We start from the raw sequence: 12,769 nt of genomic DNA, 5'->3' as shown, positions 1-12,769 counted from the left end.
CGGCTCGCCGCCGCTGATCTGCACGATGTCCGGCTCTCCCTCGTTCTCGACGATCCGGTCTAGCATAAACTCGATCTGCTCCAGCGACCGGTAGGATGTGCGGTGCGGCGACGATTCGGCGAAGCAGATCGGACAGCTCAGGTTGCAGTGATCCGTAATCTCCAGCAGCGTCAGACAGCTGTGCTGCTCATGATCCGGGCAGAGGCCGCAGTCATACGGGCAGCCGTATTTAATCGGCGTATTCCACCGCAGAGGCATTTCCGAGGGCTTGATGAACTCTCGGGTTCTTTTGTAATAAGGCACGTCCGTGGAGATCAGCACCTTCTCCGGGCCGTGGATCAGACATCTCTTGACCATGTACATGCGCCCGTCCTCCTGGATAATCTTGGCCTCAATCTTGCGGTAGCATACGGAGCAGATGCTTGTGGTCAGCTCATGATAGAGATACGGTCGATTCGGCATGTACAATCTCCTTTGCTGGTGGAATGGGGAAATATATGCAGCTGTTCGTTGAAAATAAAGTCTAGACTGCCGATGCCATTATTCAACTATCGTTCTCCGTTAGTTCAGTCCCCCAACCTAGAAGCCACCCTTTTACAAAAGGTGTCTATCTTCCGGGTTACAGTTCATCCTGAACTTGAGAACTGTTCTTTTTTGTGTTCTTGTTACACTATGATAATACAACCATTTCTCATATCTTCATATTGTCTATATTGTAGTCGCTTGCTCGATTCACACAAAAATCTGGTTTGAATATATTGAGCGGTTGTAACAAGCGTATGATTTTATTTATTGATATCTACAGGAATAGATACTGTCTTGTCGCAGGTCATTTTACCCACGCCGTAACGAAATAAACTATTGTCAGTAATTACGGAGCCTGCGGGCCGGTCAATGGTGTAATACATTAGCAACGCGTTATCGTACTGAGGGAGCTCAATAAGCCTCCTCAACAATTTTGTTCGAGAGGTTTTCTCGGACATATTTTTATGTAGTAGTGACTGCTACAGATTTTGGGGTTATCTCTTTATTATTTATGGATGGATAACTTGAGTTTTTTCATCGAAGTATCCTGCTTCCGATAGTACTATCTCACTCAAATCATTTTTAACAAATATCCGCAAATACCTAGCAATATGATCGCCATAATTTTGACCAAAATAAACACTGTAATAATCTCTTTCATCTACTGCATTACTTTTGTTATCCGGTCTTTCTTCAACTAGAACGAAAAAAATAGGATCTTTTAATTGATCTTGGTTTTCATCTGTTTCAGGCCAATCCTTTAGTTTCACTGTAGTTTCGTTTAAATTGCTGTATTTAAGAACAAATGAAAGTATCTCATCATCAGAATAATTTTCCACATATTTAGGGGATAAGGATGGAGAAGTAACTGTAATTGGTATTTCTTGGGGCAGTCGGGTGGAACTAGAATTCATGGAAGGCTCTGAAGGTGAAGTTGTTATCGAGGAAATAGTTGCTGTTGCGGTGGTTGTTGATGACTTGGATGTATCAATCCCATTGCATCCGACAATGAAAAGAAGAGTGATAATGAAAAAAAATCGGATAAATTTTATCAATATGAAAGCCCCTCAACGTAATAAAATAGTTTCAATAAACTCCATTATCCTGCCCGTTACTTCAATGAAACCAGGGAGCAGCTACCGCAGCAATCTGCTCCCTGCTTTTTAAACTAACATTTTCCATTAGCTTAGAACCTAAATCGAGCTGAATGCAAACATTATTTCAGCTTCACATACCAATTCATTGTTTACCGTGGCCGTTAGTCTTTTAGCCGTGTTATAACATTTTCAATTAATTTCAAACCTACTTCTCCGCGCAATGTGGCGATCGATTCGGGATGAAATTGAACCGCTGCTATCGGCAAATTTGTATGCTCGATTCCCATAACAACCCCATCTTCTGAAATTGCATTGACATTCAAACAACTCGGCAGTTCCTTAGCATATAAAGAGTGGTACCGACCAACATGAAATTCTTGAGGCAATCCATCCCAAATTGGGCTCATCCCAGTGGTCTTTACTAGAGAAGATTTACCGTGCTGAGGATAATCTAAAATATCCAGGCTTCCTCCAAAATATTCAACAATTCCTTGCAGTCCCAAGCACACACCGAAAATAGGTATTTGCTTCTCAAGACAAAGCGCAATGGTCTCATTTAATGCAAATTGTGACGGTCGACCGGGTCCAGGTGAAAGAACAACCATGTCAAATGTCTTTTCGTTTAAAGTATTTCGGGCATAGGGAGCACGCAAGGTCATTACGTTCGCCCCTGTTTGTTTAATATAATTGGATAGCGTATGGACAAATGAATCTTCATGATCCACAAGCAATATATTCTTGCCCAGTCCTACATTGGATGGAATCGGTTTGGATTTTCCCTTTTCCGTTGTATTGGATTCGCGCACAGCTTGAACAAGGGCGGCTGCTTTTGTGAGAGTCTCCTGTTCTTCATCCTCTAGCACAGAATCATAAAGCAGTGTTGCGCCGACGCGAATTTGCGCAACCCCATCTTTAATTTTGATGGTTCGTAACGTCAGACCTGTATTCAAATCCCCGTTAAAAGCGAAATAGCCAACGGCTCCACCATACCAACACCTCGGTGAGGTTTCATGGTCTTCAATCCACCGAATAGCGGCACGCTTGGGGGCGCCTGTGATGGTAACCGCCCACATATGGGTCATAAATGCATCCAACGCGTCAAATTCAGGGCGCAAGATCCCATCAACGTGATCAACGGTATGAATGAGATGGGAGTACATTTCAATTTGCCTTCTTCCGATCACGTTAACTGAACCAGGCTCGCAAATACGAGATTTGTCGTTTCGATCGACATCGGTACACATCGTCAGCTCGGATTCATCTTTAGCTGAATTTAACAGTTCCCTTATCCGGTCTGAATCTTCAATCGCGTTTTTCCCGCGTTTTACCGTGCCCGATATCGGACATGTTTCTACCCTACTGCCTTCCACTCTGACGTACATCTCTGGGGAAGAGCCAACTAGAAATTCATCGCCCAAATTAATAATGAACCCGTAAGGGCTGGGATTGATGCCCTGCAATCGGGAAAATACATTGGACGGAAGGCTGGAACACGCCTCAAAGAGCGTATGAGAGGGGACGACTTCAAATAAATCACCTGCTTTGAATGATTTAACCGCCTCTCGTACCAAATTAGCGTAACTGCCCTGGGTATAACCTTCTAATGGCACCTGCCCGTTTAACTTCGGCTGACGAAACTCTCCGCTTCTTTCAAGTCCATTCGTTTTCTCACCATCGAAACTGAAATCATAAGATAGCTGATAAGCGGAATTCATATGATGATCAACGATAATAATTTCGTCAGGAAGATAAAGTATCACATCAGATTCATTGCTGTCTCTGTTGTGTTTTAGCTCCATAGGTTCAAATTGGAACACCAGATCATATCCGAACGCGCCGTACAAACCTAGAAAAACATCGTCAGGAGAATAAAAAAGATCCTTTATTGCACGGATTACAGAAAAAATGGAGGGCTGTTTCGTTCTTTCGTCTTCATTGAGAGGGCCTTTGTTGATTGCTATGTTTCCTAAAATCTCGTTTTCAGCATATATGAGATTTTCGATATCGACAGTTTGTTTTAATTTGAGAAAAATGGCATTTAATAATACGTTTCCTCTGATATTCTCAGCCGCGATCCGAAATCTGCTTCCATTGGCTTTCAGTTCTAATGGAGGGGTTTTAAAGCCAATATCCCAACGCGAATACCGCCCAGGATATTCATACCCGCTGGAAAATAACGCGCCTTTTTTATAATCGATTTCTTTTAAGATTACTTGATTAGCCGTTGTGGCATCAAGGTGCTTCAAATTGCGGATAACTTTGATGTTTCCTTGGGTAAGGTAGACTTTTTTGTTGGGAGTAGAAATGAACGATGACAAAATACTCATGCGAAATACCTCCTCTAAATATAGAGGAGAACAGGAGCAACTACGGAGAGGATATCTCATATTGATATTTTAATCATAAATAAACTTGTAACTCTCAACTAGTCTCATCTCTTCTCGGCTCAGCTAACCTGTTCTCGTCTCAACTAATTGAATCTTAACTGATAGTCCAGAGTTTATCAATACAAAACTTTCTACTAAAATCTAACAGGCTTTCCCTCTGATAAATGTGTTATACTATGCTACCCTGCACGTTAGTTCAAAAAAAAGAGAACGCTCCCGCGCTTTCACTTGGGCTACGTCCTCCACATTCTATTACCAATTTTAAATTATAACTCATACGCGTGTGGCATGTAGTTCTTACTTTATTTTCTCTGAACAGCATCGGCTTAATTCTTCTCTTATAGCCGGGAATCTCCACGGAGCGCGGAAGAGCGGCGGACACGTCCTCTGAACCACAGCAGCCAGGCATAGTAGGCGAGGCCGGCCAGACAGGCAAGCTGAATATTGTTAAGTCCGAAGTAAGGATGGGGCGTCGGCTTAATGAAATCAATGACAAACCGGAATGCCAGATAGCCGAGCATGAACCATTGGAACATCCGCCCCGGAAGGTAGAACGAGCCGTTCTCTCCGCCAAGAGGCGCGCGGCTTCGCCGGTACAGAGGGATGAGCAGCAGCGCCAGCGCCAGCAGAAAAGCCATTTCATACAGCTGGGCGGGATGCCGGCGGACCCCGTCGCCAAAGTCGATGCCGGTGAACCAGGTCGTCGGCGTGCCATACGTATGGTCGTCGAGACCGGTCAGAAAGCAGCCAATCCGCCCGATGAAGAGACCTAGCATGAGCGGATACACAAAATCGTCCCCGGTGGACCGGGTCCAGCCCACCCATTTCTTGGTCAGCTCCACGCCGATCAATCCGCCAAGCAGACCGCCGACGATCGTTTTGCCGCCCCAGAGGAAGTGAAGCTGCCGGAGCTGCGCCCATGTCGCCGCAGGGTCCTCCAGCCAGAACAGCAGCTTGGCGCCGAGCGCCGCTCCGAGAATGATGCCGGCCAGAATCTGCAGGCTCATCAGGCGCGACATTTCGCTCGGACGACGGGTCCACAGGTACACCCGAAAGCCGATAAAATAGGACAGCGACTCGAACAGCACATGCGGATGAATCGGCCAGGGGCCAAGAGCGATATATACGGGAAATTCCATCGGCTTCGCTCCTTTGCCTAATTGGACAGCGTGAAGATATAGGCTCCACAGATGGTGGCCAGCAGCACGACAAGCGCTCCGATAACCGCCAAAATGGCTACAATGACACGGAAGACCGCGCTTCGCCCTTTCGGCTCCGGTTTAACAAGCGAGTCCGCGCAGTTCTCCCGGCATCTTCCGAAATCGGGATTATAGCATTCCTCACAGAGCGGCTTGCCGCATCTGGCGCATTGGTGGACCGCTTCGCGTTCGGGGTGGTTCATGCAACGAAAGGCTGCCATATCTTCACCTCGGCTCAAGATTTACCCCTATTGTAAACGCTTTTCAAGGGATATGCCAAGCTGGAGCCCTCATAAGATGGTGTAATGAGATTGGCGTGAGGAGGCGGAGCCCAAAATGACAAGCAGGTGGATTGTTTTTTCACCCGATGGGGATATTCAGACGGAATTTATGCTTAGCAGCGGTATTCCTTATTATTGTGTGCGCTATTGTAACCGGCCCTTGATCCGGCCTTCGAAGCTGGGCTTCACCCTGGAACATGCCGAGCCGCTTAACGGGAACTTCAGGGTCACCGCCGCCAGATATGACAGCTTTGATGAGACCTGGACACAGCCCTGGGGTGAAGTTAAGGAAATACGCAATCATTACAACGAACTCCGCGTGGAGCTTGAACAGACAACCCCGTCTGCGCGCCGAATGTCGATTATTTTTCGCGTATACAATGACGGTCTGGGCTTCCGCTACGAGCTGCCCGAACAGGAGCATCTCACCCGTGTGGAAATCCGAAGCGAAGAAACCGAATTTGCCCTGACCAACGTGGACGAGGCCTGGTGGATTCCAGCTTATCAGAAGCTGTATACCGAAGGTCTGTACAATGTAACCCCGATCCATTCCATTCCGTACCGCGCCGTCCATACCCCTCTAACAATGAAAATGACGGATGGATTATACCTCAGCATTCACGAAGCCGAACTATCCCGCTATTCCACAATGACCCTGATGCCCCTGGAAAATAATACGCTCGCAGCCGACCTCATTCCCTGGTCCGACGGCGTTAAAGTCAAAGGCTCCACTCCGCTAAAGACGCCCTGGCGAACGCTCCAGATCGCGGAGACGCCGGGCGATTTGATTACGTCCTATTTGATTCTTAATCTGAACGAACCGAACAGGCTTGGAGATGTTTCGTGGGTGCGGCCGGGCAAATACATCGGCATTTGGTGGGGCATGCATCTGGGGATTTACACATGGAGCTTTGGCCCGAAGCATGGCGCGACGACCGAAAATGCCAAGCGGTACATTGATTTCGCCGCCAAATACGGCATTCCGATGGTGGTGATCGAGGGGTGGAATACCGGGTGGGAGAACGATTGGACCAAGCATGGCGAAAACTTCAGTTTTACAACCCCTTATCCGGATTATGACATTGTGGAAGTCACCTCGTACGCCGCAAGCAAAGGCGTGAAAATCATCGGGCATATGGAGACGGCCGGAGCGATTCAGAATCTGGAGCGGCAAATGGAAGCGGCTTTCACTTTATTTAAAAAGCTCGGGATAGACGTTGTCAAAACCGGGTATGTCTCCCCCGACCCTGCGCTCAAGCGCTTTGACGATCAAGGGAATCTGCTCAGCATGGAATGGCTTGGCGGGCAATATATGGTCGATCATCATCTAAAAGTCATCGAAACCGCGGCCAGGTATCAGATCAGCCTGATCGCCCATGAGCCGGTGAAAGATACGGGAGAACGGCGGACCTATCCGAATATGATGACCCGTGAAGGCGCGCGGGGACAGGAATTCGATGCCTCCGCCGAATACGTCGGCAACCCGCCGGATCATACCACCATCCTGCCTTTCACCCGGATGCTTGCCGGGCCCATCGACTATACGCCAGGGATTGTAAGGCTGATCTATGAGGAATACAGACCGGGCAACCGGGTGCGGGGGACGTTAGCCAAACAGCTTGCGCTGTATGTCATTCTGTACAGTCCTCTGCAAATGGCCGCCGACCTGCCGGAAAATTACGAACAGCAGCGCGCGGCCTTTCAATTTATTCTGGATGTCCCTACTGATTGGCAGGATACGAAAGTGCTGAACGGAGAAATCGGAGATTATGTAACGATTGCCCGCAAAGACAGAAACAGCGAAGAATGGTATCTCGGCAGCATCACCGATGAGCACGGGCGTACGCTTGAAGCGCCGCTTGCTTTTCTTGATCCCGGACAATCCTACGTGGCCGAAATATATGCCGATGGCCCGTCTTCCGACTGGAGGATCAATCCCTATCCCCTGACCATTTCCAGGGCGATGGTGGACAACAGCATGACCTTGCAGTTGAAGCTTGCCCCGGGAGGCGGGCAGGCCATTCGCATACGTCCGGCCGCTGCGGACGACATAAAGCCGCTTACGCGGGTGACCGCCTGACCCAGCCGGGTGGACTTTCGGAGTCCCTGCAAATCGATCTTGCTGGCGGGGATACGCCCAAAGTCCCTTCGGCTTTAACGATACGCGGGACGCATCCGGCAGACGGCCCAACCGGTCTTGCCCGAAGCGGCCGAAGTCACCCAAGGCGCTCCGCCCATCTTTTTACTTTCCTTTGGGTCATTTTCCTGCAAAATACCGCTCTACCTTGTTCAGCTTCTTCGCCTGGTTTCCCTTCTTGCTTTCCATAGACCCGAACTCGAAGAACTTAACCTTGCGGATGCCGACGAAATGGAACACCGCCCGCTTCATCAGCACTTTATGAGCATTGTTCAGCGTCAGCAGAGGATAGTGCGCCGGTCCTTTCATCGTGGAGATGCACACCGCGCTTTTTCCTTTCAGCAGCCCTTCGGGATAAATCCGGTTCGGCCGGTCCCTATAGGCAAAGTTTGAGGCGAACATCCGGTCGATATAACCCAGCAATATGGCGGGCGGGCGGCCCCAATAGATCGGATAGATGAACACGAGCCGGTCCGCCCAGCGGATTTGCTCTCTGTATTTTTCCAGCTCCGGGTCCTTGTGCATATCCCTTCTTCTGCGTTCTTTATTGTACACGAGCGACGGATCGAAATTCTCTTCATACAAATCCAGCACCTGAAACTCTCCTGAAGAAGTCTGAGCAATCCCCTGCTTCACGGCGTTCAGAAAGGCGCCATTCAAGCTTTCCCGGTTCGGATGGGCATAGACGATCAGTGTGTTCACCATTCATCACCTCTTAATTAGTTATCAAATGATAATTTTCAATTTACAACTATATTATGTGATCGTCAGTTAGTTGTCAAATGATAAATAGATTGCGCGCAAAAAAAATATTTGTCATAATAGTTCCACAATAGCGAGGTGATCACATGCCATTACCCGAATTCGCCTTCCAATTGAGGACTTTCGGAACCGAATTCTCGAAAATGACGCGCTGGCTGCTGACCGAGATCAAGCCGGAAGAAATAACGCTGACTCAATTCGAGATTTTGCATTTTCTGTACACGGAGGACTCGGCCACCTTCGGCCAGATCGGCGCCTGCGCCGGCATGTCCCTGCCCAATACAAGCCGCGAAGTGAAGAAGCTGATCGGGAAGAAGCTGGTTGCGAAACGGGCCAATCTGAAGGATAAACGAGTTTATTTTGTCGAGCTGACTCCACCCGGCCAGGAATTGATGGCGGCGTCATCGGCCAAGCTGGAGCGGCTGATATCAGGAAGGTATTCCCATTTGAATCCGGCGGAAATAAGCGAAGTGATGCAGGCCCTGGACCTGCTGTCGGAGAAGCTGCTGGGGAATGGGACGGCAGAGTAGCAGGAAGCCCTTAAATAGCCCGGATACACTCTTGCTGAATCCAGGGATATTTAAGGGCTTCTTTGTTCCATCCACTGCTATTCCAGGATCACGGCCGCATTAATGCTCCTCCGATATCTCTTTAAGTGCGCGGATTTGCTCGAGATGATGAAGGAGATTCAGGTAGCCGTCGGCTTTCTTCTGGACACTCAGCATGAGCGCCTCGAATTGACCGCTGTCTTGAACCGATTTATCGGTCAGATCCTGCATCTTCTCATGAATACCGGCAATTTCGTTCAGGTTGCGGTTCTGGGAATCCTTTGCACTGCCCAGCAATTGATTCGCCTCGTTCTGCGCCTGGGTAATGCCGTCCATCCACCGGGCAGATTCGCTTACAAGCCGATTCGTTCCGCCGACCAATTCCATCGCTTCCGCCGACCTCCGCTCAAGCTTGGACATTACTTCCGTCATTTCGCCCAGTGAACCGATAATGTCCGTGGCGTTCCGCCGCGTGCTTTCCGACAGCTTCTTGATTTCCTCCGCCACAACGGCGAAGCCCCGGCCGTGTTCTCCTGCGCGTGCCGCTTCTATCGAAGCATTGAGGGAGAGCAGGTTGGTCTGGGTCGCGATCTCCGAAATGACCGAGGCGAAGCTCTCAATCTGTTGGTACTGCGCGGCAAGCTCTCCGAACAGCCCTACAAAATCATGAAACATGCCGGAGACCTGGCCGATTCTGTCCGTAATGTATCCACTCTCCGTTTTCGCCAGATCGACCTTGCGCGTAGAGACCTCAAAGCTTTCGAACACCCGTTCAATCAGTCCGGTCGTCTGCTCGCTGCTGCGGGACAAGCTCTCCAAATGCCGCCGCACCTCCCGGATTTGTTCCGCCGTATAGCCTGTCCCTTTCAGCAAGTCGTTGAAGCGCCCCGTCATGATTCCCTCTTCGGCCAGCAGGCTGTCCGTCTCCGCCTGAATCTGATCCGTCAGCACAAAGACCGGCTTGATGTCCGTCTGTGATTCCCCATGAGCAAAATCCCGGATCTCTTCCCTCTCTTCGCCAGGCTCCTCTTGCAATGACCGGCGCTTCATCGCCTTGAACAGCACACTCAGCATGTTGATCCCCCCTCTTCCAGTACCAGCAAAACCATCGTCTGATTGGAATGACGTCTGTAATATTGCTCCCCGTAGCTGACAAATCCGGATGTATTCCGGCAGTATCGAAGCATCTGGGCATCGAGACCGCTCCACAGATCTTCTTGCTTAAGTTTGAGGCTGCGCAATATACAGTGGATGGAGAAGACAAAGGAGGGATTGTCCGGTGCGCGTGTTAACGTCTGGCGAAGTACCTCCAGCGGGTCTTCCGGCTTTAGCAGATGCACGAAGGTGTTAGCCATCAGCTCGCAGTAAAAGGTAATGGAGCGGTCTTCATTCACTTTCATTGGCGAGGCGATAAAGATATCGTTCTGATATTCTTTTCCCAGCGGGTGGTTAATAAAATGCTTCGCAAGCTCCGCCTCATCCACACCAAGCAGACGCGCGTACTCCGCGCTCGCAGGCTCGTTATTGAACGTGTACACGGTCCGTCTTAGCACATCCGCCTGCGTAACAAGCAGAGTTGTGCCCGTTCTTGCATAAATATTTTCCTTCAATATGTGAGTTCTGGCCGAGGGGGAGAACAGCACAGCGACATTCGGCACTCTCCGTCCGCCTATGAAAATGAAGGTTTCCTTGAATTCCAGATTGTCACCGGCGCTGCCGCCGATAATTTTGAAATCGGGAGCCATGGGGAAAAACGTGCTGAGAATGCTCTCCTCGGACCCGCTCATTCCGTCACAGAGCAGCAGCATGAACGCTTCCGGGTTTACCGCCACCTTCTTGTAAGCTTGCTCCAGCCGTTCCAGACTCCGGATGGGAGGAGAACTGATTTCAACGACTTCCGCCTCGTCGGTCCGGTATTCAAATCCGCTAATGACTCCTTCCTCATATCCTTGCGAAGTGTATTCGCCGGCGGTCGAGCACAGAATCGCCCGAACAGGCGCTTTGGCGGATAAAGCCTGAACTTGCGGGACGGAGGCAAACAGCACAAACGACCTTTCCTCTCCCGCATTCGCCGCCAAATATCGTTCCGCTTCATCGGCATGGGTAAAACGCACCGCTCTCATCAATGGGAACCTCCTGCAATATTAGGTATCAAAAAGTATAGAAACTTGTTTGGACAATATAATCTTGTTATTCGAAGGCCGTCTGCGGTGTTTTTTACTATGAGACAGTTTGTCACTCTATTCATTTTTTGCTATTCTTAATAGAAAAATTTGGCCGGAAGACATGCCCGTGACCCACGATCATGGCGTCAAGGCTCCGGCCCGGAAAGGTATAAACCCATGCCCAAACCAAGAGAAAGCATTTATAAACGATATCATCCCGCCGTCGCTGCCGATCCCGATTTCGGAGGGCCTGTATATTGGTTCATTTTCAATTCGGGCAAGCTGCTTGTTAAAGAGTCCGGCAAGACGGGCATTCCGCTCGCGCCGACGGCCGAGCAGCTCGGGATTGCTCCCGTTCGCACCTTGTACCTCGGAACGCTCGAAGAAATCCCGTGCTTCGCCGCGGAAGCCCCGGCCGATGCGGCCGAACCGGAGGGACTGGCATTCCGCCCGCTCCGTCCTCTGTACGATGTCATGGAAGAGGATCTCTTCCATCTGGCTGGCAAGGCCATTCAGATGCTATCCTGGGATGCCACACATCAGTATTGCGGGCGCTGCGGAACGCAGACGGTCCTGTCGCAAATCGAGCGGTCCCGCGAATGCCCAAGCTGCGGGCTGGTCAGCTATCCGCGCCTCGCACCAGCTGTCATTACGGCCATTCTGAAGGACAAGCAGATCCTGCTCGCCCACGCCCGGAATTTTCAGAACAATATGTACGGGCTGATCGCCGGCTTCGTCGAGCCGGGCGAGACGCTGGAGGACTGTGTGAAGCGGGAAATCATGGAGGAAGTCGGAATCAAGGTTAACAATATCCGCTATTTCTCCAGCCAGCAATGGCCCTTCCCCCACTCCTTGATGGTCGGCTTCCTGGCCGACTATGAGAGCGGTGAAATCACAGTGGACGGAGAGGAAATTGTCCATGCCGATTGGTTCGAGCCCGGCAATATGCCCGTTATCCCGCCGAACGTCAGCATCGCCCGCAAAATCATCGACTGGTATATAGAGAACTATTCCTGAAGGTAACGCCCTTCCTCCGTCATGCATATGCTGGATAGACAAATGCCCAGGATGGAGGAACCCATAATGAACTCTCCGCTCAGTTCTCCGGAGCCGGCGCTTGCGGCGGATTCCAACAAGCATATCAACTATCGGCGGGACGCGCACAATTATCTTACCCAGGTGTTCGAGGCACAGCTTCCGGCTATCCCGACGGGATTTTTCAACGCGCATATGACCAAAGGATTTGTCGTTCAGCCGCATTGGCATACGAACGCGACGGAGCTGGTCTTTGTCATCAGCGGCGAAATCACCACTTCCGTATTTAATCCTTGTACGCAGCAGCTCATAACCTACAAGCTGACTCCCGGCCAGGTTTCCTTATTCCCCAAAGGATGGTTCCACTGGATTGTCGTCTTATCGGAGCAGGCTCACTTCCTGACCATTTTCGATGTCCCTACCCCCGATGTCGTCTATGGCTCCGATTTCCTGAAAGCCGTCCCTCCGGAAGTGCTGAACCGGGCCTACTGTGTAAACGAGAAGGATTACAGGCAAGCGGTCGCTCCGCTGCAAGAATCGGTCATTATAGGGCCTCCCCCGGGCTGCGTCTGCGGGAACATTCCGCCATCGGCTCAGGGAATCCAGAAGCAGCCGCAATACGGCGGGCCGCCG

The 12,769-nt window shown here is 50.2% G+C and carries 12 protein-coding genes and 1 pseudogene; 5 read left to right on the top strand and 8 right to left on the bottom strand.

Going from position 1 to position 12,769, the window contains the following annotated elements:
• Both L692_RS0122175 and L692_RS32070 read right to left on the bottom strand, forming a co-directional pair.
• A pseudogene (locus L692_RS0122175) lies at positions 1 to 462 on the bottom strand (radical SAM protein); the annotation flags it as partial.
• A 572-nt stretch (positions 463 to 1,034) separates the two neighbouring features.
• Positions 1,035 to 1,439 (bottom strand): hypothetical protein, encoded by a 405-nt coding sequence (locus L692_RS32070; protein ID WP_156940546.1) that lies wholly within the window; start codon positions 1,437 to 1,439, stop codon positions 1,035 to 1,037.
• Here L692_RS32070 and L692_RS0122170 point away from each other — a divergent pair.
• Positions 1,438 to 1,692, top strand: coding sequence for a hypothetical protein (locus tag L692_RS0122170; protein ID WP_025702180.1), 255 nt, complete (start codon positions 1,438 to 1,440; stop codon positions 1,690 to 1,692). The genes L692_RS32070 and L692_RS0122170 overlap by 2 nt on opposite strands.
• 91 nt (positions 1,693 to 1,783) lie before the next feature.
• Here the strand turns inward: L692_RS0122170 and L692_RS0122165 are convergent, their stop codons facing one another.
• From L692_RS0122165 to L692_RS0122155, 3 genes are all read right to left on the bottom strand, one after another.
• A complete protein-coding gene (locus tag L692_RS0122165; protein WP_025702179.1) occupies positions 1,784 to 3,949 on the bottom strand; it encodes an anthranilate synthase component I in 2,166 nt (721 codons plus the stop codon).
• A 398-nt stretch (positions 3,950 to 4,347) separates the two neighbouring features.
• Positions 4,348 to 5,148, bottom strand: coding sequence for a prolipoprotein diacylglyceryl transferase (locus L692_RS0122160; protein ID WP_025702178.1), 801 nt, complete (start codon positions 5,146 to 5,148; stop codon positions 4,348 to 4,350).
• A gap of 17 nt (positions 5,149 to 5,165) precedes the next feature.
• A complete protein-coding gene (locus L692_RS0122155; RefSeq protein WP_025702177.1) occupies positions 5,166 to 5,429 on the bottom strand; it encodes a B-box zinc finger protein in 264 nt (87 codons plus the stop codon).
• Between the two features lie 115 nt (positions 5,430 to 5,544).
• On the opposite strand from L692_RS0122155, the gene L692_RS0122150 reads away from it, so the two are divergent.
• Positions 5,545 to 7,569, top strand: coding sequence for a glycoside hydrolase family 97 protein (locus L692_RS0122150; RefSeq protein WP_025702176.1), 2,025 nt, complete (start codon positions 5,545 to 5,547; stop codon positions 7,567 to 7,569).
• A 177-nt stretch (positions 7,570 to 7,746) separates the two neighbouring features.
• On the opposite strand, the gene L692_RS0122145 is transcribed toward L692_RS0122150, so the two are convergent.
• Positions 7,747 to 8,328 (bottom strand): NAD(P)H-dependent oxidoreductase, encoded by a 582-nt coding sequence (locus L692_RS0122145; RefSeq protein ID WP_025702175.1) that lies wholly within the window; start codon positions 8,326 to 8,328, stop codon positions 7,747 to 7,749.
• A 146-nt stretch (positions 8,329 to 8,474) separates the two neighbouring features.
• On the opposite strand from L692_RS0122145, the gene L692_RS30835 reads away from it, so the two are divergent.
• Positions 8,475 to 8,918 carry a MarR family winged helix-turn-helix transcriptional regulator gene (locus L692_RS30835; RefSeq protein WP_025702174.1) on the top strand — a complete coding sequence of 148 codons (444 nt, stop codon included), beginning with the start codon at positions 8,475 to 8,477 and terminating at the stop codon, positions 8,916 to 8,918.
• 99 nt (positions 8,919 to 9,017) lie between these two features.
• On the opposite strand, the gene L692_RS33875 is transcribed toward L692_RS30835, so the two are convergent.
• Positions 9,018 to 10,010 carry a methyl-accepting chemotaxis protein gene (locus L692_RS33875; RefSeq protein ID WP_025702173.1) on the bottom strand — a complete coding sequence of 331 codons (993 nt, stop codon included), beginning with the start codon at positions 10,008 to 10,010 and terminating at the stop codon, positions 9,018 to 9,020.
• Positions 10,004 to 11,059, bottom strand: coding sequence for an FIST signal transduction protein (locus L692_RS0122130; RefSeq protein ID WP_025702172.1), 1,056 nt, complete (start codon positions 11,057 to 11,059; stop codon positions 10,004 to 10,006). The genes L692_RS33875 and L692_RS0122130 overlap by 7 nt, the downstream gene beginning before the upstream one ends.
• Positions 11,060 to 11,278: 219 nt before the next feature.
• Here L692_RS0122130 and nudC point away from each other — a divergent pair, with 219 nt between their 5' ends.
• Together nudC and L692_RS29865 are read left to right on the top strand one after the other, a co-directional pair.
• Positions 11,279 to 12,118 (top strand): NAD(+) diphosphatase, encoded by an 840-nt coding sequence (gene nudC, locus L692_RS0122125; RefSeq protein ID WP_025702171.1) that lies wholly within the window; start codon positions 11,279 to 11,281, stop codon positions 12,116 to 12,118.
• Between the two features lie 66 nt (positions 12,119 to 12,184).
• On the top strand, positions 12,185 to 12,769 hold a 585-nt coding region (locus L692_RS29865; protein ID WP_232238843.1), incomplete at its 3' end, for a cupin domain-containing protein.

It is taken from the genome of Paenibacillus forsythiae T98 (assembly GCF_000520735.1).
Classification (GTDB): Bacteria; Bacillota; Bacilli; order Paenibacillales; family Paenibacillaceae; genus Paenibacillus_AQ; species Paenibacillus_AQ forsythiae.
Note: the sequence above shows the minus strand (reverse complement) of the source record. Positions and strands in the feature narration are given on the sequence as shown.

Coding starts and splice junctions, on each gene's coding strand:
- L692_RS0122170 (WP_025702180.1), top strand. CDS start 1,438: ATGGAAGGCTCTGAAGGTGAAGTTGTTATCGAGGAAATAGTTGCTGTT.
- L692_RS32070 (WP_156940546.1), bottom strand. CDS start 1,439: ATGAATTCTAGTTCCACCCGACTGCCCCAAGAAATACCAATTACAGTT.
- L692_RS0122165 (WP_025702179.1), bottom strand. CDS start 3,949: ATGAGTATTTTGTCATCGTTCATTTCTACTCCCAACAAAAAAGTCTAC.
- L692_RS0122160 (WP_025702178.1), bottom strand. CDS start 5,148: ATGGAATTTCCCGTATATATCGCTCTTGGCCCCTGGCCGATTCATCCG.
- L692_RS0122155 (WP_025702177.1), bottom strand. CDS start 5,429: ATGGCAGCCTTTCGTTGCATGAACCACCCCGAACGCGAAGCGGTCCAC.
- L692_RS0122150 (WP_025702176.1), top strand. CDS start 5,545: ATGACAAGCAGGTGGATTGTTTTTTCACCCGATGGGGATATTCAGACG.
- L692_RS30835 (WP_025702174.1), top strand. CDS start 8,475: ATGCCATTACCCGAATTCGCCTTCCAATTGAGGACTTTCGGAACCGAA.
- L692_RS33875 (WP_025702173.1), bottom strand. CDS start 10,010: ATGCTGAGTGTGCTGTTCAAGGCGATGAAGCGCCGGTCATTGCAAGAG.
- L692_RS0122130 (WP_025702172.1), bottom strand. CDS start 11,059: ATGAGAGCGGTGCGTTTTACCCATGCCGATGAAGCGGAACGATATTTG.
- nudC (WP_025702171.1), top strand. CDS start 11,279: ATGCCCAAACCAAGAGAAAGCATTTATAAACGATATCATCCCGCCGTC.